Annotated in this window: 22 protein-coding genes and 1 tRNA gene; 12 read left to right on the top strand and 11 right to left on the bottom strand. The window is 61.1% G+C overall.

Annotated features, from left to right (window positions below; translation table 11 throughout):
* Position 1 precedes the first annotated feature (1 nt).
* Positions 2-1,078, bottom strand: a complete 1,077-nt coding sequence (pdhA, locus tag K3174_RS01675) for a pyruvate dehydrogenase (acetyl-transferring) E1 component subunit alpha (protein ID WP_221555144.1) — start codon at positions 1,076-1,078, stop codon at positions 2-4.
* 127 nt (positions 1,079-1,205) lie between these two features.
* Positions 1,206-1,442 carry an FtsB family cell division protein gene (locus tag K3174_RS01670; protein ID WP_345719562.1) on the bottom strand — a complete coding sequence of 79 codons (237 nt, stop codon included), beginning with the start codon at positions 1,440-1,442 and terminating at the stop codon, positions 1,206-1,208.
* A 250-nt stretch (positions 1,443-1,692) separates the two neighbouring features.
* Here K3174_RS01670 and hppD point away from each other — a divergent pair, with 250 nt between their 5' ends.
* The 3 genes from hppD (at position 1,693) to K3174_RS01655 (ending at position 4,343) form a co-directional block, all read left to right on the top strand.
* Complete coding sequence (gene hppD / locus K3174_RS01665) at positions 1,693-2,814, top strand: 4-hydroxyphenylpyruvate dioxygenase (RefSeq protein ID WP_221555141.1); 1,122 nt, start codon at positions 1,693-1,695, stop codon at positions 2,812-2,814.
* The gene (locus K3174_RS01660) at positions 2,811-3,383 is read left to right on the top strand and encodes a VOC family protein (RefSeq protein ID WP_221555139.1); all 573 of its coding nucleotides are present in this window, start codon (positions 2,811-2,813) and stop codon (positions 3,381-3,383) included. The genes hppD and K3174_RS01660 overlap by 4 nt, the downstream gene beginning before the upstream one ends.
* A gap of 81 nt (positions 3,384-3,464) precedes the next feature.
* The gene (locus tag K3174_RS01655; protein ID WP_345719561.1) at positions 3,465-4,343 is read left to right on the top strand and encodes a mechanosensitive ion channel family protein; all 879 of its coding nucleotides are present in this window, start codon (positions 3,465-3,467) and stop codon (positions 4,341-4,343) included.
* Between the two features lie 234 nt (positions 4,344-4,577).
* Here the strand turns inward: K3174_RS01655 and K3174_RS01650 are convergent, their stop codons facing one another.
* From K3174_RS01650 to grxC, 5 genes are all read right to left on the bottom strand, one after another.
* Positions 4,578-5,069: a DUF6680 family protein gene (locus tag K3174_RS01650; protein WP_221555137.1), complete on the bottom strand. Its 492-nt coding sequence runs from the start codon at positions 5,067-5,069 to the stop codon at positions 4,578-4,580.
* 71 nt (positions 5,070-5,140) lie between these two features.
* Positions 5,141-5,217: transfer RNA gene (locus K3174_RS01645), tRNA-Arg, on the bottom strand.
* A 38-nt stretch (positions 5,218-5,255) separates the two neighbouring features.
* On the bottom strand, positions 5,256-5,717 hold the full coding sequence (locus tag K3174_RS01640; protein ID WP_221555135.1) for a DUF1178 family protein: 462 nt from the start codon (positions 5,715-5,717) through the stop codon (positions 5,256-5,258).
* Positions 5,718-5,726: 9 nt separating this feature from the next.
* Entirely contained in the window at positions 5,727-6,545 is an 819-nt protein-coding gene (locus K3174_RS01635; RefSeq protein ID WP_221555133.1) for a carbon-nitrogen hydrolase family protein, read from the bottom strand.
* Positions 6,546-6,809, bottom strand: coding sequence for a glutaredoxin 3 (gene grxC, locus K3174_RS01630; RefSeq protein WP_221555131.1), 264 nt, complete (start codon positions 6,807-6,809; stop codon positions 6,546-6,548).
* A gap of 164 nt (positions 6,810-6,973) precedes the next feature.
* On the opposite strand from grxC, the gene K3174_RS01625 reads away from it, so the two are divergent.
* Positions 6,974-7,447 (top strand): Hsp20 family protein, encoded by a 474-nt coding sequence (locus K3174_RS01625; RefSeq protein ID WP_221555129.1) that lies wholly within the window; start codon positions 6,974-6,976, stop codon positions 7,445-7,447.
* Between the two features lie 324 nt (positions 7,448-7,771).
* Here K3174_RS01625 and pyrG read toward each other — a convergent pair whose 3' ends face one another.
* The 3 genes from pyrG to tpiA all read right to left on the bottom strand — a co-directional run bounded on the left by pyrG (position 7,772) and on the right by tpiA (position 10,722).
* Positions 7,772-9,406: a CTP synthase gene (gene pyrG, locus K3174_RS01620; RefSeq protein ID WP_221555123.1), complete on the bottom strand. Its 1,635-nt coding sequence runs from the start codon at positions 9,404-9,406 to the stop codon at positions 7,772-7,774.
* 104 nt (positions 9,407-9,510) lie between these two features.
* Positions 9,511-9,882, bottom strand: a complete 372-nt coding sequence (gene secG, locus K3174_RS01615) for a preprotein translocase subunit SecG (protein ID WP_221555121.1) — start codon at positions 9,880-9,882, stop codon at positions 9,511-9,513.
* 78 nt (positions 9,883-9,960) lie between these two features.
* Complete coding sequence (gene tpiA, locus K3174_RS01610; protein WP_221555119.1) at positions 9,961-10,722, bottom strand: triose-phosphate isomerase; 762 nt, start codon at positions 10,720-10,722, stop codon at positions 9,961-9,963.
* Between the two features lie 195 nt (positions 10,723-10,917).
* Here tpiA and K3174_RS01605 point away from each other — a divergent pair, with 195 nt between their 5' ends.
* From K3174_RS01605 to lexA, 8 genes are all read left to right on the top strand, one after another.
* Positions 10,918-12,852 (top strand): peptidylprolyl isomerase, encoded by a 1,935-nt coding sequence (locus K3174_RS01605; RefSeq protein WP_221555116.1) that lies wholly within the window; start codon positions 10,918-10,920, stop codon positions 12,850-12,852.
* A gap of 7 nt (positions 12,853-12,859) precedes the next feature.
* Positions 12,860-14,359: an anthranilate synthase component I gene (gene trpE / locus K3174_RS01600; protein ID WP_425594415.1), complete on the top strand. Its 1,500-nt coding sequence runs from the start codon at positions 12,860-12,862 to the stop codon at positions 14,357-14,359.
* The gene (locus K3174_RS01595; RefSeq protein ID WP_221555114.1) at positions 14,356-15,192 is read left to right on the top strand and encodes a phosphodiester glycosidase family protein; all 837 of its coding nucleotides are present in this window, start codon (positions 14,356-14,358) and stop codon (positions 15,190-15,192) included. Before trpE ends, K3174_RS01595 begins: the two co-directional genes overlap by 4 nt.
* Positions 15,189-16,151: a prolyl aminopeptidase gene (gene pip / locus K3174_RS01590; RefSeq protein WP_221555112.1), complete on the top strand. Its 963-nt coding sequence runs from the start codon at positions 15,189-15,191 to the stop codon at positions 16,149-16,151. Before K3174_RS01595 ends, pip begins: the two co-directional genes overlap by 4 nt.
* A gap of 74 nt (positions 16,152-16,225) precedes the next feature.
* Complete coding sequence (locus K3174_RS01585; protein WP_221555105.1) at positions 16,226-16,840, top strand: anthranilate synthase component II; 615 nt, start codon at positions 16,226-16,228, stop codon at positions 16,838-16,840.
* Positions 16,837-17,829: an anthranilate phosphoribosyltransferase gene (trpD, locus tag K3174_RS01580; protein WP_221555104.1), complete on the top strand. Its 993-nt coding sequence runs from the start codon at positions 16,837-16,839 to the stop codon at positions 17,827-17,829. The genes K3174_RS01585 and trpD overlap by 4 nt, the downstream gene beginning before the upstream one ends.
* A 1-nt stretch (position 17,830) precedes the next feature.
* Complete coding sequence (gene trpC, locus K3174_RS01575) at positions 17,831-18,616, top strand: indole-3-glycerol phosphate synthase TrpC (RefSeq protein ID WP_221555101.1); 786 nt, start codon at positions 17,831-17,833, stop codon at positions 18,614-18,616.
* Between the two features lie 325 nt (positions 18,617-18,941).
* The gene (gene lexA, locus K3174_RS01570; RefSeq protein ID WP_221555099.1) at positions 18,942-19,631 is read left to right on the top strand and encodes a transcriptional repressor LexA; all 690 of its coding nucleotides are present in this window, start codon (positions 18,942-18,944) and stop codon (positions 19,629-19,631) included.
* Positions 19,632-19,645: 14 nt separating this feature from the next.
* Here the strand turns inward: lexA and K3174_RS01565 are convergent, their stop codons facing one another.
* Positions 19,646-21,829 carry a ComEC/Rec2 family competence protein gene (locus K3174_RS01565; protein WP_221555097.1) on the bottom strand — a complete coding sequence of 728 codons (2,184 nt, stop codon included), beginning with the start codon at positions 21,827-21,829 and terminating at the stop codon, positions 19,646-19,648.
* Positions 21,830-21,852: the final 23 nt, after the last annotated feature.

The raw sequence follows: 21,852 nt of genomic DNA, 5'->3' as shown, positions 1-21,852 counted from the left end.
CTCAGTACTCCCCCACCAGAACATCGGTGTAGAGTTCGCTGGGCTCCGGCTCGGGCGAATTCTCGGCGAAGTCGGCTGCTTCGGTCACGGTCTTGCGAATATCCTTGTCGATGGCCTTGAGCTCGTCCTCGGTGGATCCCTTTTCGAGCAGCGCCTTCTTGAGTCCCTCGATCGGATCCTTGTGTTCGCGCACGTCCTGCACTTCCTCACGCGTACGATATTTCGCAGGATCGGACATGGAATGGCCGCGATAGCGGTAGGTATTGCATTCCATCAGCACCGGCCCCTTGCCTTCGCGCACATGTTTGAACGCGATTTCGGCGGCCTGGCGCACCTCGAGCACGTCCATGCCGTTCACGTCCATGCCGGGGATGCGGAAAGCGGTGCCGCGGCGATGGAACTCGGTCTCCGCAGAACTGCGACCGACCGCCGTGCCCATTGCGTACTGGTTGTTCTCGACCACGAAGACGATCGGCAGCTTCCATAGGGCGGCCATGTTCATGGTTTCGTAAACCTGGCCCTGATTGGCCGCCCCGTCACCGAAATAGGCCAGGCAAAAGCCGCCATCGTTGTTGTACTGATGTGCAAGCGCGAGACCTCCACCAAGAGAAACCTGCGCACCGACGATGCCGTGGCCACCATAGAACTTGTGCTCGGTCGAGAACATATGCATCGACCCGCCCTTGCCCTTGGATATCCCCGCTTCGCGACCCGTCAACTCGGCCATGATGAGCTTGGGATCGATCCCGTAAGCGAGCATGTGGCCATGATCGCGATATCCTGTGATGACGCTATCCTTGTCGCCATCGAGCGCCGATTGGAGGCCGATAGCGACAGCTTCCTGGCCGATATAAAGGTGACAGAAGCCGCCGATCAGGCCGAGGCCGTAAAGCTGCCCCGCACGCTCCTCGAAGCGACGAATAAGCAGCATCTGCTCGTAGAAATGGAACATCTGCTCTTTGGTCGCGTCGTAGCGTCTGTCTTTCTCCAGCGCGTCCTGCAGCGAATGAAGGACGAAATCGGTATCCTCTGCAGGTGACTTCGCGGGGGTCTTCTTAGTCCGGGGGGGTTTGGCCAAGACTGATGTCCTTGTTCTTCCGGGGAGGAATATCGGTTGCGCCTATAGGCACAGGCTTGCCACGCACGCAACGGCGGAGCGCATGTGCATACGAAAACCCTTACGGAAAGCGAAGGTTTCGCTCCGTTCAGTCTTCCAACTTAATGACGACCTCGTCGGGGTGAACGACATTGAGCTGGCTGCGAAGCAGCTCGCCAACCATGTCCGGGTCGGCGGCATCGGGATTCAAAAGTGCGACGCGATTCTTCAGCGCGCTGCGCTCTGCTTCCAACTCGGCGAGCTGAGCCTCCCGCTGATCGAGCAGGCGAAGGTTTTCGCTCCACGCAAGCAGACCAGAGGGGCCGGCGATCGCGAGGCCACCCATGACCAACAGAGCCGCTAGCGCAGCATGCTGCGTTATCTTTGCCCTGCGAATGGGTGCTATGGAATTCGTGCGCCGCATAACCTCACAGAATCACAGTTAACCTGTCCGCGCAAGAGCAATTCGTTCCGCACAACCGTTCGGCGCGAATTTGGAACTTGCCGTAGCGTGAAAGAGCTCTTTCCTTGACTCGACCTGGTTACACATGCAACCAGTTATGGACCAAACGCGCTCCGATCTTCAAAGGAACGACATGCCCGATCTCTTCGACAATCCCATTGGTCTCGACGGCTTCGAATTCGTCGAATTCTGCGCACCCGACAAAGGTATCATCGAGCCCGTGTTCGAAGCCATGGGCTTTACGCGAGTCGCCGCGCATCGGTCCAAGGACGTCCATCTTTGGCGCCAGGGTCAGATCAATCTCATCGTCAATTACGAGCCTCGCAGCGCAGCATGGTTCTTCGCCCGCGAACACGGTCCCTCGGCCTGCGGCATGGGCTTTCGGGTCCGCAACGCCAGGAAGGCGTATGAGGAACTGCTTTCGCGCGGTGCGGAACCGGTGGCGGTCGAAACGGGCACGATGGAACTGCGGATACCCGCGATTCGCGGTATCGGTGGCGCGATCGTCTACCTCATAGACCGATATGCCGATGCCGAAGGCGAAGGACTGTCCATTTACGATATCGATTTCGAATATCTCGAAGGGGTCGACAAACACCCCGTGGGCGCCGGCTTCAACGTCATCGATCACCTGACCCACAACGTCTACAACGGCCGCATGAAATACTGGGCGGACTATTACGAGACGCTCTTCAACTTCCGCGAAATCCGCTTTTTCGACATCAAAGGCGAATACACCGGCCTGACTTCCAAGGCGCTCACCGCGCCCGACGGCAAGATCCGCATCCCGCTCAATGAAGAGGGCGAAGGCGGCAAGGGACAAATCGAGGAGTTCCTCAAGGAATTCAACGGCGAAGGCATTCAGCATATCGCGCTGATCTGCGACGATCTGGTCAGCTGCTGGGACAATCTCCGCAAACTCGGCGTGCCGTTCATGACCGCACCGCCGGAGACCTATTACGAGATGCTGCCCGAACGCCTTCCGGACCATGGCGAACCGGTCGACGAGCTGAAGGCACGCGGTATTCTGCTCGACGGCACCACAGAAGGCGGCCAACCCCGCCTGCTGCTGCAGATCTTTGCCGAAGCGCAGGTCGGACCGGTGTTCTTCGAGTTCATCCAGCGCAAGGGTGACGAAGGCTTTGGCGAAGGCAATTTCAAGGCGCTTTTCGAAAGCATGGAGCGCGATCAGATCAAACGAGGCGTGCTGAGCGTCGAGGATGCGAAGACGGTCGAGACGGAGCCTGCCGAATGAGCGGCATCGCGGACCATCCGGTGAAGCTCGATGGCGTGCACCACGCCGCCTATCGCTGCAAGGACGCGAAAGAAACGGTCGATTGGTACGGCAAGGTCCTCGGTATGGATTACACCACGGCCTTTGCCGAAGATCACGTGCCTTCGACCGGGGAATACGATCCCTACATGCACGTCTTCCTCGACGCGGGTAACGGGAACATCCTCGCTTTCTTCGAGCTGCCCAACCAGAAGGACATGGGCCGCGACGAGAATACCCCGGCATGGGTCCAGCACCTCGCCTTCAAAGTCGGTAGCGAAGAGGAATTGCTTGCCGCCAAGGCGCATGTCGAAAGCCTCGGCATAGACGTTCTCGGCCCGACCCATCACGGCATTTTCAAGTCGATCTACTTCTTCGACCCCAACGGCCACCGCGTCGAACTTGCCACCGATATCGGAACCGAAGAGCAATATGCCGAACTAAAGCGGGTGGCCCCGCTGATGCTCGACGAATGGAGCGAAACAAAGAAGGCTCCGCGCCATGCCGACTGGCTGCATGAAATCGCCCGCAGCGAACATGGAAATGGCTAATTTCCGCTAAGCAAAAGACCTGAGAAAATCGGAACCCTTTGCGTCGTAACCTCGTTGCCCCGCAAAGGGAGTTCCTTAAACGTGAATTACATCGCTACGCTGCGCGATCAGCTGCAGGACATGAGCACGGGCTTCGTGGAAGCCTTGCCCAATCTGGCAATTGCGCTGTTCATTGTCTTCCTGACGTGGATCGTCGCGCGCTTTGCCGCGCGCATATCCGACACGATCGTAGGGCGCACGGAAATCCGAGCGAGCCTCAAGAATCTGATCGATACGCTCGTAAAACTCGGCATCTGGACGCTCGGTCTGTTCGTCGCCGCCGTTGTCGTCATTCCCGATCTGACACCCGCCAGCCTTCTCGCCGGTTTGGGGATCGGAGCGGTGGCGATCGGCTTCGCATTTCAGGACATCTTCGAAAACTTCCTTGCAGGCGTGTTGATCATGCTGCGCGAGAAAATGCGCATCGGAGACGTCATCGAATGCGAAGGAATTACCGGCAAGGTAGAGCATATTACCTTGCGCGAAACGCATGTTCGCAAGCTATCGGGCGAACTCACGGTCGTTCCCAACTCCATCCTGTTCAAGAACCCGGTCGAGATTTTCACCGATGTCGACCAGCGTCGCCATGAAGTCGTTGTCGGCGTCTCGTACGACACACAACTCGATCACGCTGCCGACGTGATCCTTCGTGCGGTCGAGAATGTCGACGATGTGCTCGCGAGCAAGGGAATCGATATTTTCGCGCAGGAGTTCAACTCGAGCTCGGTCGATTTTCTGGTGCGCTGGTGGGCCGGTTCGACACCGCGAGCAGCATGGGAAAGCAAGGACAAGGTCATCCGCGCGATCAAGGCAGCGCTGGACGAAGAGGGTATCGAAATCCCCTTCCCCTATGTCACGCACACCTTCAAGGAAACGGTGCCGGTCAGCCACCTAGGTGACACCAAGCGCAAGACACCATAAGGTTTCGAACCAAGACCGGATCTTCCGACCGGCTTGTCGAGGACATTCTCTTGGCGCCTTCACCCAGGATTGCGGTTTGAACAAGGCCGAGCGGCTGACGACCGCGCAGGAGAACTCGCTCGCTATCGCCGCGGCCGTGGTTACGGCCAACGCTTATTATATTCATCCGATTATCGGGGAAGTGAGAAAGGGGGAACGGTCGTCATGCGCACCTTTAACGCTCCCTCTCCCCTCTTAGTCTGTGAGCTGTTTCTCCAGTGCATCGGCCGTGCGAATCTGGGCATCTAGGGAGCGCAGATAAAGGTTGTCGCGCTCTATCATTCCGCCGGCAGCGTAGGCTTGAACCGCCAAGTCCGCTTCCGATACCCTCATACCGAGCGACTGCAGTATAGCAGAGATGAGTTTAATTTGTGCGGTCGCAACCTCTTGGTTTACGCGCGCATTGCCATCGGGAAGTATTGGGCGATCCTGACCAGTAGCCCGTTTGTATTCCTTGAGGGCGGCTATCACGCCTGCCTCATCGTAAAACTCAATCGGTATGAGATTGATCGCGGTCGAATAATTCGGATCTCCTGGCAGATGCCGAGTGGCCATAAGCATCCGGACAATCACGAGGCGCCTCTCTCGCTTCTCGCGAGTGCGTTGGATGATGAGGGTGATAACAACAGCGATGATTGGTCCAAGCACGATCGCGAGCAACGTAAGCCATTCGTTCGTAGTCACCACATCCCCCGTTACCTATGCGCTATCCGACCGTCGCAAGGTAACGACCCCTTCCCCGCTAGGTCATTTATTTATGGTGCGCCCGACAGGATTCGAACCTGTGGCCCCCAGATTAGGAATCTGATGCTCTATCCTACTGAGCTACGGGCGCGCCGGGGCCCCGTATAGCGGCTCGGCCTTGCGTGGCAATCAGTTGAGTTCGTCGGGCGGCGCGACCGGCACGACAAGTGGCGCCACCGCAATACCTTCCGCCACCATGTCTTCCGCTTCATCCCGGGTGGCGCGACCGTGGATCGGCGCTTCATCCGCCTCGCCGTAGTGCATTTCGCGGGCCTTCTCGGCAAACTTGTCGCCGACCCAGGTACTGCTTTTCAACGCCTTCGCCTGCGCTTTGGCCAATGTTTCGAGAGCTTTCTTCACCTCGGCAGGCATTTCGCCTTTGGCCACCTGCGTGGTTTCAATGGCAGCGCCTTGCCGGGTGTTGCCTTTCGCGGCCAGGGACGGAGCCATCGGCGCCTTGCCGATCTCCTCGCAACCGCATTGCGGACATGCCAGAAGCCTTCGCGCCTTCTGGTCGGTATAGTCATCGGACGAGTCGAACCAGCCTTCGAAACGATGGCCTTCGCTGCAGGAGAGGTCGAATACGATCATTCAGGCGGCCTATTTGGCGATTTTGCGGCGATTGGCAAGGCTTGGCACCTGCGCGCGCACTTCGCCAATGCGGTCGAGATCGATGTCGCACAACGCAAGGCCAGGTTCCGCACCGCCCATATCGAGCAAAACCTCGCCCCAGGGGTCGACCACGAGACTGTGACCGTATGTTCGCCGACCATCAGCATGATCCCCCACCTGCGCCGCTGCCACGACGAAAGCGCTCGCCTCGATCGCGCGAGCGCGTTGGAGGACATGCCAATGCGCACTGCCCGTAGGAACGGTAAATGCAGCTGGAATGGCAATGACATCGCATCGCGCCTGTCCCAAAGCGTCGAACAACGCGGGAAAGCGGATGTCGTAACAGACCGTCAGGCCGAGTTTCCCAACCGGCGTATCGGTTACGGCGACCACTTTCTCGCCCGCCTTGTACGCGTTGGATTCCCGCCAGCTTTCGCCACTGGCGAGATCGACATCGAACATGTGTATCTTGTCGTACCGTGCCACGATGTCCCCATCCGCATCGATCACGAAGGAACGATTGGCCCATCGACCGTCCTGCGTCTCGACAGCGAGCGAACCAAGCGATACCCAAACACCCGCCCGAGATGCCGCCTCGCGCACCCGAGCGAGGGCGATGGTCTCCTCCTCGGGGACGATCGATTTTGCCGCGCGCTGCCGATCCCGATCCAGCAACCCCGACATTTCAGGCGTGAACACCATCTCGGCACCGCCATCGGCAGCGCGTATTATCGCTTTTTCTAGATTGATTGCATTTACCCCGGCATCGATGCCCGAGGTCATCTGCACGAGGGCTATCTGCGGCATTCAGCCGTTCAGCAAGGCGTCGAGCTTGCCTTCCCGTTCGAGCGCGGCGAGCTCGACCGACCCGCCCACATGCGTGTCACCTATGAAGATTTGCGGCACAGTCATGGCGGTGGGTGCACGTTGGAGCATTTCGTCGCGCCTGGCTCCGCCCATGGTGATATCGAACTCGGTGTAATCGACACCCTTCTCGTCCAGCAGCCGCTTGGCGCGAAAACAGTAGCCGCAACCGAATTTCGTGTAGATATCCACCTGTGGCTGGCTCATAGAATTCACCTGTCTTTCCAACGGCAGCTAGCGCGAACAATGGATACTTGAAACCCCCAAAGGCGCGCCTATTTCAAATACGTCGTTGCGCAAAGCGTGACGGCGGCGGGGTGCCGGTTTCGGGCCTCGTCTGGATAAAATCGCTCACAAGAGGATTTGTTTCGATGAACCGTATGGACCTTACCCCCTTCCGTCGCTCCACCGTCGGCTTCGACCGCGTGTTCGACCTGATGGAACGCCAGGCTCGCAATGCCGGGGGCGACAATTACCCTCCTTTCAATATCGAACGTCGCGGAGAGGACGATTATCGCATCACACTCGCAGTGGCCGGGTTCCGCTCCGCCGATCTCGATATCGTCGCCCAGCAGAACCTGCTGGTCGTCACTGGCAAGAAGCGCGATGAGCTGAACGAAGGCGAGATGCTGCATGTCGGCATCGCCAATCGCGGCTTCGAACGCCGCTTCGAGCTGGCCGACTATGTGCGGGTCGACAATGCCGACCTGGCCGACGGGCTGCTCGTCATCGATCTCGTGCGCGAAGTCCCCGAGGCAATGAGGCCGAAAAAGATTGCCATCGGCGGCCAGAAGCCGTTCGAAGTGGTGAAGGACGATCAGGACGATGGCAGCAAGGCTGCCTGATCTGCGTCCGTTTCCAACCAATCTGAAAGTATAGGGGGCGGAACATCGGTTCCGCCCCCGCGACGCTGAACGCCGCCTAGCCCCGAAATCGGCCGTCCGGGTCGCAGAAGACAACCGTCATCGAGGCAAGCCCCACCGCTTGCTATCCAAGCGTATGCTTACGAAGCCGTATAGCGATACGGACATTCCCCCAAGTCTGCACGACGTATATCAAAAGATAAAGCCACCTTGAAGGGGCGCACCTATTTTGTCGCCTCGTTACAAGCGCCGGCCACAACTGACTCAATGAAAACAGAACATTAGAGAGCCCAGTGCTCCCGCGGCTCAGACCAGGCGCGCCTGTTCCAGCGCGGCGCCGACGAAGCCGGCGAACAGCGGATGCGGATCGAACGGCTTCGATTTCAGTTCCGGATGGAACTGAACGCCGATAAACCAGGGATGGTCCGGGCGCTCGACGATCTCCGGGAGCAGACCGTCCGGAGACATGCCCGAGAAGATCAGACCCTGCTTCTCCAGTGGATCGATGTACGTGCTATTCACTTCGTAACGGTGCCTGTGGCGCTCCGAAATCTCGGTATTTCCGCCATAGATGCTCGATACATGACTGTTCGCGGCAAGGTTCGCATCATAGGCTCCCAGACGCATGGTTCCGCCCAGATCGCCGCCAGCTTCACGCGTCTGCAGCCCTTCATCGGTCATCCATTCGGTTATGATACCGACTACCGGCTCTGCAGTTTCGCCGAACTCGGTCGAGCTGGCTTCGGAGTAGCCGGCCGACCGTGCAGCTTCGATGCAGGCCATCTGCATGCCCAGACAAATCCCGAAGAACGGCACTTTGCGTTCGCGCGCAAAGCGGACTGCGGCAATCTTGCCTTCGCTTCCGCGCTCGCCGAAACCGCCGGGTACGAGGATCGCGTGCATGGGCTCGAGCTTGGCGGCAATGTCCGCATCGTCGCCCTCGAACACCTCGGCATCGATCCACTTGATGTTGACCTTGACCCGGTTCGCCATGCCGCCATGGACCAGTGCCTCGTTGAGCGATTTGTAGGCGTCCTGAAGCCCGACATATTTCCCGACGACGCCGATCGTCACCTCGCCTTCGGGATTCGAATGCCGGTCCACGACATCGTACCAGCGCGACAGATCAGGTTCGGGAGCATCGGTGATACCGAAAGCCCTAAGCACCTCCGCATCGAGCCCCTCGCCATGATATTGCAAAGGCACCGAGTAGATCGAAGGTGCGTCGAGCGCAGGGATCACCGCTTCCTGGCGCACATTGCAGAACTGCGCGATCTTGCGGCGCTCGGTTTTGGGGATCGGATGTTCGGCCCGGCACAGCAGCACATCGGGCTTGATGCCGAGGCTGGCCAGTTCCCGTACCGAATGCTGTGTCGGCTTCGTCTTCAACTCGCCCGCGGCGGCAATGTAGGGCACCAGCGTGACGTGAACACTCAGCGTCTGCCATGGCTCCAGATCGTTCCGCAGCTGTCGGATGGCCTCCATGAAAGGCAAGCCTTCGATGTCGCCCACGGTGCCGCCAATCTCGCACAGGATGAAATCGTGATCGTCCTGCCCCGCAAGGGCGAAGGCCTTTATCTCGTCGGTCACATGTGGAACCACCTGCACCGTCGCGCCGAGATAATCGCCTCTGCGCTCCTTGCCGATGATGTCCTGGTAGATGCGGCCTGACGTGATGTTGTCGCCCTGATGGGCCGAAACACCGGTAAAACGCTCGTAATGGCCCAGGTCCAGATCGGTCTCCGCACCGTCATCCGTCACGTAGACCTCGCCGTGCTGATAGGGGGACATCGTCCCCGGATCGACGTTGAGATATGGATCGAACTTGCGGATACGGACTTTGTAGCCACGCGCCTGGAGAAGAGCAGCAAGCGATGCTGCCATGAGACCTTTGCCGAGCGAGGAGACCACGCCGCCGGTGATAAAGATATACCGCGCCATGGGAGTCGGGCCTTAAGCTGAGAGTTTGAGTCGGGGCAAGCGCAAACACACGCAAATCGCGCCGCGCATGCGGCGCAATCCACAAGCTTGCGATGGAATTTGGTCTATTCGGTTGTATCGGCCAATGGATCGGCGGCCAGCGGATCGTCGGTCGCTGGAGCTTCCCCGCCAGTGGTTGCCGGGCCGAGCGGGTCGGCCGGCGCAGCAGGAGCGACGGTACGATCAAGCGTCGATTCGATAGCGTCGCCGCCCGTAGTCTCGACCGCAACGGCGGCCAGGGCAATCGACAGGATAACGAACAATATCGCCAGCCATTTCGTAGAGCGAGTGAGGAAATCCGCAGCTCCTCGCGCGCTCAGCATACCCGACGGGCTGCCGCCGATTCCAAGACCACCGCCCTCGGAGCGCTGCATCAGAATAACGCCGACGAGCGCGGCTGCGACAATCGCCTGGACGACGGTGAGAAACAGAAACATGCGGGTACTCTTGGGATTGGTATTGTTGGGCTTACGCGCATTTAGGCGCGCAGGCGCCAAACGGCAAGGTGGGCGTCGTCAGGCTTCTTCGGCCTCGGAAGCGCCGACGACGATGCCGAGAAAGCTTTCGGCAGAGAGACTGGCACCGCCGACCAGCGCGCCGCCCACTTCCGGCACCGCAAGGATGTCCCGGGCGTTGTCCGGCTTGACCGAGCCGCCATAGAGAATACGCACCTTCGCAGAATCTTCCTCGCCGAAAGTTTCGTCGAGCAATCCGCGAATCGCGCCGTGCATGGCGGCAATATCGTCCGTTGTCGCCGTGCGCCCCGTTCCGATAGCCCAGATCGGCTCGTATGCGATCGTCAGGCGTTCGGCCGGGTCCTGGAAGACCGGCAGCGCCGCCCTGAGCTGGTCAAGCACATAGCTTTCGGCCTTGCCCGCATCGCGCGTTTCAAGCGATTCGCCGCAACACAGAATGACACGCAAACCGGCTTCCAGCGCCGATTCGATCTTGGCATTGATCAGTTCGTTGCTTTCCCCATGATCCTGCCGGCGTTCGCTGTGCCCGAGAATCACGAATTTCGCCCCGGCATCGGCGACCATCGACGCATTGATGTCGCCGGTATGCGCACCTTCGGCACCGGGATGGCAATCCTGCGCGCCGACGCCGATCTGCTCGGCTTCCTTGTGAACCGCATGAATCAGCGTGTAGGGAGGAGCAACGGCAACCTCCACTTTCATGTAGCGCTGAGCGGCACGATCGATGGCGCGCGCTTCGGAAAGCATGGCGCGCGTGCCATTCATTTTCCAGTTTCCGACGATGTAGGGCCGTTCGGCCATAGGTTGGTCCTGCGAATTTTCTGAATGAGTGGCCCGCTATATGGGGCAAGGGTTGCGCTCCGCTAGACAAGGTTTCTTCGCACGTCAAAACCCTTTGCACCCTGTTGCCCATGGGTCGCAGGGCGGATAAAGCGCCTCAACCATTCAGGCCTCGCCTGGACGACAGCAGCAACCCGATGGGATCGCCAGCACACCATGTTCCAGTTTTTCCGCAACTTCTTCAAGACCAAGCTCGGCCTTGCCGTGGCGCTCGCCTTTCTCGGGCTCATCGCTCTCGCTTTCGCCAGCGCTGACGTTTCCAGCACCGGAACCTTTGGCGGTATCGCAGGCGGGGATCGTGTTGCCGTTGTCGGCGATGAAAAGATTTCGACCTCCGAACTAGTGACCGGGGCGAATAACGGCCTCGAACGCGTTCGCCAGCAAGATCCGACCCTTTCGATGCCGGAATTTGTCGCCGGCGGTCAGTTGGAGCAGGTGCTGGAAGCCCTGGTCGATCGGCATGCCATTCTGGGCTATGCAGAAAAGTATGGGCTTCGAGCCGGGGAAAACCTGCTCAACAGCGAAATTCGCATGATTCCGGCCTTTCGCGGTGCGGACGGGAATTTCAGCGAGGAAACCTATCGGCAGGCGCTGGCGCTCCAGCGGATTACGGATGCTCAGGTCCGCAGCGATCTGGGGGTCGGTCTCCTGTCCCAGCAGATGCTGATACCGGCAGGCTTCGGCGCATCGGTTCCCGACAAGCTGGCCTACCGCTATGCCCAGTTGTTCAAGGAGCGCCGGCAGGGCTCTATCGCGCTTTTGCCCGCCGCGACCTATGCCCCGACGGGCGCCGCCGACCCCAAGGTACTGCGCTCCCACTACGACCGGAATCGCGAAGCCTTCGTCCGTCCCGAACGCCGCGTCATACGTTTTTCGACGTTCGATTCGGATGCGCTCGGCGATCGCATCGAGCCGACCGACGCGGAAATTGCCGCGCGTTACGAGCGCGATGCGGATCAATATGCAGCTAGCGAAACGCGCGATTTCACACAGCTGATCGTTCCTACCGAAGCGGCTGCGAAATCGATCCGCGATCGTGTTGCGGGGGGGGCATCGTTCGAACAGGTGGCACGCGAAGCCGGTCTGCGCGCATCTCCCGTGGCCGATGTCGATCGCAGCGGACTGGCCTCCCAAGCCTCCCCTGCTGTCGCCGCCGCGTATTTTTCCGCAGAACAGGGAGCGATGACGACTCCGGCACGCAGTTCGCTGGGCTGGCACGTCGCTCGCATCGACGCCGTCGATACGGCCCCCGCGCGCAGCCTGGCCGAGGTCCGTGGCGAAATCACGGACACGCTGCGCGAAGAGAAGCGCGTGCGCGGTTTGGCCGACCTTGCGACCGAGATCGAAGACCAGCTCGCAGACGGTGCTACGCTGGCCGAAGTTGCCGACGATCTGGATCTTGATCTGTCCACCGTCGGCCCCGCCCTCGCCGATGGTCGCATTTTCGAAAGCCCCGATCGGTCAGTGCCCGAGGTGTTGCGACCGGCGCTCGCAACCGCGTTCCAGATGGACGTGGAAGAGCCGGAAATCGCGCCTGTCGATGGCGGCCAGACCTATCTCGTCTACGAAGTCGGCGACATTACCCCCGCCGCAGTCGCCCCATATGGCGAAATCGAACAATTGGTCGAAGCCCATTGGCGTGCCGCGGAAGGCATGAAAGCAGCCCAGGCCGCTGCCGACCGGGTAATGTCACGTGTGCGTGGCGGAAGCACCATCGCTGCGGCACTCGCCGCGGAAGATCGCCGCGTTCCTCCCGCCCAGTCGGTCGATATGACCCGAGAGGACCTTGCTCGTCAGCGCGAACAGCGTGTACCTCCACCCATTGCGCTGTTGTTCAGCATGGCGGAGAACACGACCAAGAAGCTCGAAGCTGGCGGAAATACAGGGTTCTTCGTGGTTAATGTGAACAACATCGCGATGGATGACATTGCCGATAACGATCCGCTGATTGCACAGGCCAAGCGTCAGATGGGGCCATTGCTGGGCGAGGAATATGCCGAGCAGCTCCGCCTTGCCATGCGCGAGGAACTGGGCGTGTCGCGTAACTCCTCGGCAATCGAAGCCGTCCGCAAGCAACTGATCGGCAACTGAGGCGCATTTGAGCACCGGCCTGAAAGGCGTCGACGGAGCGCGAGAGGCGCTGGCAGGAGGCAAGCCCGCATTGGTGTGGCGCGAGGTTGTCGCCGATACCGAAACGCCTGTCGGCGCGGCGCTCAAGCTGTTTAAGGAGGGCCGCGGCGATTTCCTACTTGAATCGGTCGAAGGCGGCGAGGTGCGCGGGCGTTACAGCCTGATCGGGCTCGATCCGGACCTCGTGTTTCGAGCGACCGGTAACGATGCTGCCATCAATCGCGATTGGCAGCATTCCGAGGACGCATTTGAGCCTTGCGCAGGAGGCGCCCTCGAAAGCCTGCGCGCGCTGGTCGAATCCTGTCGCTGCGATGTGCCGGACGAATTGCCACCGGCCCTCGCCTGCCTCGTGGGCCATTTCGGCTATGAAACGATAGGTCTTGTCGAAAAGCTGCCCCGTCCACCGGAAGGCGAGCTGGGCCTGCCCGATATGCTCTTCGTGCGCCCAACCGTCATGCTGGTCTTCGACCGACTGAGCGATGCCCTGTTCTGCATCGCACCCGTCTGGCCGAACGGATCGATAGAGCGGGCCGGCGAGCGGATCGACGACGTCCTCCGCACCCTGACCCGACCTGCCCGTCAGCCGGAACTATCGGCGTTCGCGCATCCGGACCCCGCTTTGGCCCCCACAATGCCGGCCACCGATTACGAAGCCATGGTACTGCGTGCCAAGGATTACATCGAAGCGGGCGATATCTTCCAGGTCGTGCTGTCGCAGCGATTCACCTCTCCCTTCGCTTTGCCTCCGATGGCGCTTTACCGCGCTCTGCGCCGGGTGAATCCATCGCCGTTTCTGTATATCCTCGATATGCCCGGCTTCGCGATCGTCGGCTCCAGTCCGGAAATCCTCGTGCGGGTGCGCGACGGCGAGGTAACGATCCGGCCGATCGCGGGTACCCGTCCGCGTGGATCGACGCGCGTGGAGGATCTAATCGCGGAGCAGTCGCTACTCGCCGACCCGAAGGAACGGGCGGAACACCTGATGTTGCTCGATCTCGGCCGCAACGATGTAGGCAGGGTGGCCGAATCCGGCAGCGTCGCCGTCACGGAAAGCTTCACCGTAGAACGCTACAGTCACGTCATGCACATCGTCAGCAATGTCACCGGGCGTCTCGATAGTTCGAAGGACGCCATCGACGCGCTCTTTGCGGGTTTTCCCGCGGGGACGGTCAGCGGCGCCCCGAAGGTGAGAGCCTGCGAGATCATCGCCGAGCTGGAACCCGCTACCCGCGGCCCCTATGCCGGAGGCGTGGGCTATTTCGCGCCCGACGGCTCGGTCGATAGCTGCATCGTTTTGCGGACCGCCGTCGTGAAGGACGGCATCATGCATGTGCAGGCCGGCGCGGGGATAGTCGCCGACAGCGATCCGGCCTATGAACAGAGAGAATGCGAAGCGAAGGCGGGCGCTCTGCTCGCTGCGGCGAAAGAAGCCGTTCGCCTCGCGAGGGAGCCCGGATTCGGTCAATGAAGTGTTCAATCGCCGCGCTTGCCTTGCTCGCGCTGACAGCCTGCGAAGCCCAGCCGGAGGGCGAACCCGTCGCCCGCGCGCGCATCGACGGCCAGCAACAGGCCGCCACGCCCAGTTCCGAGCCGACACCGGCCGAAACGCTTGCAAGCCAGGTCGAAAGCGCATGCCGCTCGATCATTTTCGAGGATGCGCCGCTTACGCATTGTCTCGCTGTCCCTGCGCGCCACCGGATAGACATGGCTCTGGGTAGCGATGGAAAACCGTACCGCAGCCTGACCGACTTCGCGGCCGCGAGCGACGGCGAAACGATCGCCTTCGCCATGAACGCCGGCATGTTCGACGATGAGGGCGAACCGATCGGCTATTTCGTCGAGGACTCGGAACGACTGCACAAGCTCAACACCGCCGATGGCGAGGGCAATTTTCACATGAAGCCCAATGGCGTCTTCTACGGCAGCGGCGGCGAATGGGTGGTTCGCGATACCGATTCGTTCCTCGCCAACGTCACGGAACGACCCGAGTTCGGCACGCAATCCGGCCCGATGCTGGTGGTCGATGGCAAGATCCATCCGGAAATCACACAGGACGGGCCGTCCAAGCTGTTGCGCAACGCCGTCGGCGTGGACGATGAAGGGCGCGCGCACTTTGTCATTTCCAATGCGCCGATTTCCTTCGGCAAACTCGCCCGTTTCTACAAGGACGAGCTCGAAGTGAAGAACGCACTGTATCTCGACGGCAATGTCTCGCTGCTGTGGAACCCTGCTACCGAGCGGCTCGATACCGGGGCCCCTATCGGCCCCATAGTCGTGGTAAGAAAGAAAGCCTCCGAATGACCGAAGCCTGCCGGGTACTCTATCCCGAGATCGAACCTTACGACACGGGAATGCTCGACGTCGGCGAGGGGCATTCTCTCTACTGGGAGCGCGTGGGAACCAAAGGCGCGAAACCGGCAGTTTTCCTGCATGGCGGGCCCGGTGGCGGGATGTCGCCCGACCACCGTCGCCAGTGGGACCCCGAACTCTACGACGTGCTGCTGTTCGATCAGCGCGGCTGCGGCAAGTCGCTGCCCTTCGCGGAGATCGAGAACAACGATACCTGGCGCATAGTCGAGGATATAGAGCGTCTGCGCGAAATGTGCGGCCATGAAAAATGGCAGGCCTTCGGCGGTAGCTGGGGCTCCACCCTCGCCCTCGCCTATGCGCAGAAATATCCCGAGCGGGTGAGCGAACTGGTCCTGCGCGGCGTTTTCCTCGCGCGCCAGCGGGAAAGATCCTGGCTGTACGGCTATGGTGCGAGTGAGGTGATGGCCGAGCAGTGGGACGAGTTCATCGGCCTCATTCCCGAGGAAGAGCGCGGCGATCTCGTCCGCGCGTATTATCGAAGGCTCACCAGCGAGGATGAGGCAACGCGCCTCGCCGCCGCGCGCGAATGGTCGCTGTGGGAAGGCCATGTCGCTACGCTGCTACCCAATCCGGCACTGCTCGACAGCTTCGGCGACCCAGCCAAGGCGGTTCCCTTCGCTCGAATCTGCGCACGGTTCTTCCTCGAAGACTTCTTCCTCGATGAAAATCAACTGCTCGAGAACGTCGACAAGCTGGCCGGAATACCCGGTGTCATCGTCCAGGGTCGGCACGATATCTGCACCCCGCCTGGCGCTGCATGGGCATTGAAGAAGGCGTGGCCCGAAGCCGATCTGTGGATCGTCCACGATGCCGGACACAGCGCTAGCGAGCCAGGCATTGTCGACGGCCTCGTGCGCGCAACCGACCGGCTGGCAGGCAAGCGCTCCTGACGCCACCTGCCGTTTCGCGGCTCGCAGCTTTCCTTGCTTGAAAGGCGCGCCACAGCCCTGCATTGACGCCACGAATGACCGACAGCCGCTCCATCCTCGTAATCGACAATTACGACAGCTTCACCTTCAACCTGGTCCATTACCTCATGGAATTGGGCGCGGAGGTGGAGGTGGTACGCAACGACGCCATTTCGGCACGCGAGGCTTTGGCGGCAGGCCATGCCGGCTACCTCATTTCCCCCGGGCCCCGTACCCCGACCGAAGCAGGCGTCAGTCTCGACCTCGTGGCGGCATGTGCGGATGCGGGCAAGCCGCTGCTCGGCGTCTGCCTCGGGCACCAGTCCATCGGCCAGCATTTCGGTGGGCATGTGGTGCGCGGCGGGCTTATGCATGGCAAGACGTCACCCGTCACGCATGACGGCAGCGGTGTTTTTGCCGGATTGCCGTCACCCTTCGCCGCGACGCGCTATCATTCGCTGGTGGTCGAGGACATTCCAGACTGTCTCGACGTCAACGCGTCGAGCGAAACGCCGGGCCTCGACGGCAGCAGCGTGATGGGGTTTCGTCATCGCGAACTGCCGATACATGGCGTGCAGTTCCACCCCGAGAGCATCGCCACCGAGCATGGTCACGCGCTGCTCGCCAACTTTCTCGACATATGCGGTATCGCTGCAAAGGTCCCGGCATGAAACGGCTTCCCGACGCAAAACAGCATCTGGGCGAAGATGAAGCGGAGGAAGTCTTCGGCTGGATCCTCGACGGCGAGACCGGAGACGAGGATATCGCCCGTTTTCTCGTCGACATGTCGGCCCGCAGCGAAACCGCCGACGAAATCGCCGGAGCCGCGCGAGCGCTGCGTATGCGCCTCATCCCGGTGGATGCGCCCGCAGGCACGGTCGATTGCTGCGGCACCGGTGGCGACGGGCATCATACGCTCAATGTGTCCACCGCAGTCAGCCTGGTGGTCGCCGCTTGCGGCGTGCCGGTTGCCAAGCACGGCAACCGCGCCGCCAGCAGCAAATCGGGCGCGGCGGATACGCTGGAAGTGCTCGGTCTCGATATGGAAGCGGCGGGAAGAACGGCCAAAAAGACATTGGCTGAGCTGGGAATTTGTTTTCTTTTCGCCAAGAACCATCATCCCGCGATGGGCCGTATTCAACCCATTCGGCAAAAACTCGGCGTGCGCACGATCTTCAATCTGATGGGCCCGCTGTCCAACCCCGCAGGCGTCAAGCGCCAGCTGATCGGTATCGCTCGACCGGCCTATGTGCCGATCTATGCGGCGGCCAAGGCCAAGCTCGGAACGGAGCGTACCTTCATCGCATCGGGCGACGAGGGGCTCGACGAACTGAGCCTCGCGGGCGGCAATGAACTGGCCGATGTGCAGGGCAACGAATTCGAAATGCGCCGGGTGGTCGCCGTACAGGCAAACCTGCCGCATGCGCCGGTGGAGGCCATTCGCGGCGGGGATCCCGAACACAATGCGCGTGCATTGGAAGCCCTGCTGGCCGGAGCCCCCGGCCCCTATCGCGACGCGGTGCTGTTCAACGCGGCCGCCACCTTGATCGTAGCCGATCGCTCCGACGACTGGGCCGATGGTGCCGAAATCGCCGCCGAAGCGCTAGATTCGGGTAAGGCCAAGGCACTTCTCGAAAGCTGGATCGCGATGGCCGCGTAAAATGAACAAGCTGGAAGAAATCTGCGCGACGAAGCGCGATGAAGTGGCTGCGCGCAAGCAGGACCGCTCATTGGCCGATCTCGAGGCGAACGCGCGCGATCGATCGGCCCCGCGCGGATTTCGCTCGGCACTCGCACGCGCTCAACATTCCGGCTTCGGGCTGATCGCGGAAATCAAGAAAGCTTCCCCGTCCAAGGGATTGATCCGGGAAGATTTTCAACCCGCTGCACACGCACGTGCCTATGCAGCTGGTGGAGCCGCATGTCTTTCGGTCCTGACCGATGCTCCCTATTTTCAGGGCCACGAGGATTACCTCGTCGAAGCCCGCAATGCGTGCGACCTCGCCGTTCTGCGCAAGGATTTCATGGTCGATCCCTGGCAGGTTGTCGAAAGCCGTGCGCTGGGTGCCGACGCGATACTGATCATCGTCGCTGCGCTGGACGACGGCGCGATGACCGAAATCGAGAGTGCGGCAATAGACTATGGCATGGACGTTCTGGTGGAAGTGCACGATCAGGCGGAAATGGAACGGGCGTTCTCGCTGCAGTCGCGCCTGATCGGCGTCAACAACCGCGACTTGCGAAGCTTCGCGACCGACCTTGCGACGACCGAACGGCTCGCCCCGCTTGCACCCGAAGGGTCGCTCCTCGTCGGCGAAAGCGGAATAGCAACGCGTGCCGATTGCGAGCGTCTGGCACGCTCGGGCGTTCGCAGCTTCCTCGTGGGCGAAAGCCTGATGCGGCACGTCGATGTCGAGGCCGCTACCCGCGCCCTCATCGGCACCTGACCTGTCCTACACGGCAGGTATGCAGTAAAGCCGGGAACGGTACCGGCATATGCCGGTTCGACAATATGACTCTTGCCCTGTTCCGTAGGAATGGCGTTTTTCCTCCCTGGACTGTGGTCCATGCGGTCCATGTGTCAGCTTAATGCGCGCGAAGCTGAACGGCGACAGCAAGGCGACTGGACCCGATTCGGACCGAACCGTGAACGCATGTTCCACAGCAGATTGGCCGGAAATGGCTGAAATGCTTGACTTGGCGAATCAAGTTGCTTACTTGTTCCGCATTCGTTCACAGATTTGTGAACAGTCGATACGGGAGTTCGTACCCATGCTGACCGCCAAGCAGCACGAATTGATCCGCTTCATCCAGCAGCGTCTGGAAGAAACCGGCATTTCTCCGAGCTTCGAGGAGATGAAGGAAGCGCTGGACCTCAAGAGCAAATCGGGCGTGCACCGCCTGATCTCTGCTCTGGAAGAACGTGGCTTCATCCGCCGACTGCCCAACCGCGCCCGCGCGTTGGAAGTCGTCAAGCTGCCGGAAGATGCGGTCATGGGCTCGCCCAAGCCCGCAGCCGCGAACGACGCCGTGAGTGCTGCAATCCCGGCAAAGGCGGTGGCGCCGGAACCGGCCAACGATATCATCGATGTTCCTCTTCATGGACGTATCGCTGCCGGTGCCCCGATCGAAGCGATCGAAGGCCAGTCGAGCATGCCTGTTCCCGCCGCGCTTCTCGGTCCGGGTGAACACTACGCGCTCGAAGTATCGGGCGATTCCATGATCGAGGCAGGCATCTTCGATGGCGACTTTGCTCTGGTAAAGCGCACCGATACGGCCCGCGACGGCGAAATCGTCGTTGCGCTGGTCGATAACGAGGAAGCGACGCTGAAGTATCTGCGCAAGGATTCCGGGCGCGTGATACTCGATCCGGCCAACGGCGCCTACGAAGCCCAGATCTACGAACCGCATCGGGTCCAGGTTCAGGGCAAGCTCGCAGGATTGCTGCGGCGCTATCATTGATCGGGTTGGGCGCGCTATCTGTCGGCGGCGCGCCACCAGCCATGTTTGCCCTGATCCTGCGCAACGGTTTCGACCCGGCCGGACGCCAGGTGGATTGCCGCGCCGCCCTCGCGATCGAGAAACCGGCGATCGGCCTTCAGCCAGCGTGGGCGGCAACTATACGGAAGGTAGCGGTCGGCAATGGCGATGTCGGCTCTTGCGCAAGCCGCCGCCAATGCCCGCTCTTCGACGAGATCGCGATTGCGGGCGATGAGGATCGACCAGTCGCGACCGTCACGCCTGATGGTGAGAACGCAGAACTCGGCGCTGCAACGGCTTTGCGGCCAATCGGCAATCGGGATCGGTTCCCGGTCCGTCCCACCCAGTTCCAGTAGGTTATCCTGGGCATATCCTCCTTCGCTGTCGCGCAGGACCAGCAGTTGCGTCGTCTCGTTGGCGATGCCGATATCCCGACCGTCGCGGGTGATGAGAATATCGGGCACCGGCGCCGCAAGCATGAGGACAGCGGCTACCGAGATCGGGACCAGCCCCAAGAGCCGCGTTTTCCCTTGCCATAGGGCCAGCCACAGAGCGCCCGCCAGATAGATCGTCATGACTCCCATGCCGATCCTTGGCGCCAGCTTCACCGCGCCGGGTTGTTCGGCGAAGAAATGGGCGATCCCCAGAAGCAGGTCGAGCGATTTGCCCACCAACCACCATGCCGGAGCACCCGCTCCGATAAGGTCCAGCGCAAGCGCAAGCGCCACCAGTGGCATCGACACGAAGGTCACCAGAGGAATGCCCACGAGATTGGCAACAGCACCGTAGACGCCGGCGCGGTGAAAATGAAACAGCACGATGGGCATCAGGGCAAGTTCGATGACCAGTCCCGTGAGAAACAGGACGGCAGTCCGTCTCGCCACCCGCCGCAACCAGTTTTCCTGCCGTGGGGCGAGGAAATCGCGGATCGCGCTGACGTTGTGCAGGGCCACGATGGCCATGACCGCTGCGAAACTCATCTGGAAACTGGGCCCGACCAGCGATTCCGGCCACAGCGCCAGCACGGCACCTGCTGCAATCGCGACCATGCGCATCGACAGCGGCTCGCGGCCCAATGCCAGCGCGATCAGGACCAGCAGCGCCCCAATGCAGCTGCGCACCGTCGGCACTTCGGCACCGGTGAGCAACGTGTAACCGATCCCGGCCATCGCTGCCGCCACGGCGGCAACAAGCGGCAACCTCACGCGCAGGGTCAGCCACGGCCAGAGCGCGAGAAGCTTCAATGTCACCAGATACGTTGCCGCGATGATCGCGCTGACATGCAACCCGCTGATCGACAGCAGATGCGTCAGGCCGGCATCGCGCATGGCCTCTTCGTCGGTTTCAGGGATGGCTCCGCGATCGCCGCTCGCCAATGTGGCCGCAATAGCTCCACTGGTCCCGCCGAGCCTGTCGCGGACATGCGCCGACAACCGCCTCTGGATGGACGCAAGCGACAGCTCGGACCGCGGCGGCGGCTCCACCAATTCAACATCACCAACGGCCGATCCGGTCGCGACCAGCCCTTCGAACCAGGCCCGTCTCGCGAAATTGTACGCTCCCGGCACGATCGGTGGCGATGGCGGCATCAGACGAGCCGACAGCCGCACCCTCGCCCCTTCGCGCAGTTCGGGCCGGTCCGCATCCAGCGGCACGTTGACGCGATAAGCCATAGCTCGACCGGTCTCGATATCACGCGCCGCCAGTGTCAGCCTGACACGGTTCTCGGCGGGTTGCTCTTCGCGTTCCAGAATTCGGCCGTCTATCCGTTCGAAGCGCGGATGGGGAATGGGTCCGGCCCCCACCATGGCCGATCGTGCCCAGACGAGCGAAGCACCGGCTGCCAAGGCGAGAGCAAGCGAAACTACAGCCACCATAACATAGGCGCGGCCGGCCTTGTCTTTCCACTTGGCGAAAGCGAATACCGCGATCGCGAGCGTCCCCCCGATAACCGCCAACCATTGCCACGGCGCCGCAAGGTAAAACCAAAGACCGATCCCGCACGCGAAAGCGACTGTCAGCCATGGCCCGCGGTCGAACTGCGCAGCTGCGAGAAACGTCTCGAACATCTGCGCAGAACTGGACAAGAGACCGCGCATGCGCCAAGTGCGCCGCACCGTCACGCGGGTCTCTTCACCCGCCTCCCCCATCGGTATCGAGGGCGTCCCCCGTGTCGCCATGCAAGTGTTTGAAAGGAAGCGAG

This window comes from Qipengyuania qiaonensis, from assembly GCF_019711515.1.
In the GTDB taxonomy this organism is placed as follows: domain Bacteria; phylum Pseudomonadota; class Alphaproteobacteria; order Sphingomonadales; family Sphingomonadaceae; genus Qipengyuania; species Qipengyuania qiaonensis.
Note: the sequence above shows the minus strand (reverse complement) of the source record. Positions and strands in the feature narration are given on the sequence as shown.

Bases quoted from the DNA above. Each gene is read 5' to 3' on its own strand.
- grxC (WP_221555131.1), bottom strand. From the start codon at position 6,809: ATGAGCCAGCCACAGGTGGATATCTACACGAAATTCGGTTGCGGCTAC.
- trpD (WP_221555104.1), top strand. From the start codon at position 16,837: ATGAAACGGCTTCCCGACGCAAAACAGCATCTGGGCGAAGATGAAGCG.
- K3174_RS01640 (WP_221555135.1), bottom strand. From the start codon at position 5,717: ATGATCGTATTCGACCTCTCCTGCAGCGAAGGCCATCGTTTCGAAGGC.
- pyrG (WP_221555123.1), bottom strand. From the start codon at position 9,406: ATGGCGCGGTATATCTTTATCACCGGCGGCGTGGTCTCCTCGCTCGGC.
- K3174_RS01670 (WP_345719562.1), bottom strand. From the start codon at position 1,442: ATGGGTGGCCTCGCGATCGCCGGCCCCTCTGGTCTGCTTGCGTGGAGC.
- hppD (WP_221555141.1), top strand. From the start codon at position 1,693: ATGCCCGATCTCTTCGACAATCCCATTGGTCTCGACGGCTTCGAATTC.
- K3174_RS01605 (WP_221555116.1), top strand. From the start codon at position 10,918: ATGTTCCAGTTTTTCCGCAACTTCTTCAAGACCAAGCTCGGCCTTGCC.
- K3174_RS01565 (WP_221555097.1), bottom strand. From the start codon at position 21,829: ATGGCGACACGGGGGACGCCCTCGATACCGATGGGGGAGGCGGGTGAA.
- K3174_RS01660 (WP_221555139.1), top strand. From the start codon at position 2,811: ATGAGCGGCATCGCGGACCATCCGGTGAAGCTCGATGGCGTGCACCAC.
- tpiA (WP_221555119.1), bottom strand. From the start codon at position 10,722: ATGGCCGAACGGCCCTACATCGTCGGAAACTGGAAAATGAATGGCACG.
- K3174_RS01635 (WP_221555133.1), bottom strand. From the start codon at position 6,545: ATGCCGCAGATAGCCCTCGTGCAGATGACCTCGGGCATCGATGCCGGG.
- pip (WP_221555112.1), top strand. From the start codon at position 15,189: ATGACCGAAGCCTGCCGGGTACTCTATCCCGAGATCGAACCTTACGAC.
- K3174_RS01595 (WP_221555114.1), top strand. From the start codon at position 14,356: ATGAAGTGTTCAATCGCCGCGCTTGCCTTGCTCGCGCTGACAGCCTGC.
- lexA (WP_221555099.1), top strand. From the start codon at position 18,942: ATGCTGACCGCCAAGCAGCACGAATTGATCCGCTTCATCCAGCAGCGT.
- K3174_RS01625 (WP_221555129.1), top strand. From the start codon at position 6,974: ATGAACCGTATGGACCTTACCCCCTTCCGTCGCTCCACCGTCGGCTTC.
- K3174_RS01585 (WP_221555105.1), top strand. From the start codon at position 16,226: ATGACCGACAGCCGCTCCATCCTCGTAATCGACAATTACGACAGCTTC.
- secG (WP_221555121.1), bottom strand. From the start codon at position 9,882: ATGTTTCTGTTTCTCACCGTCGTCCAGGCGATTGTCGCAGCCGCGCTC.
- trpC (WP_221555101.1), top strand. From the start codon at position 17,831: ATGAACAAGCTGGAAGAAATCTGCGCGACGAAGCGCGATGAAGTGGCT.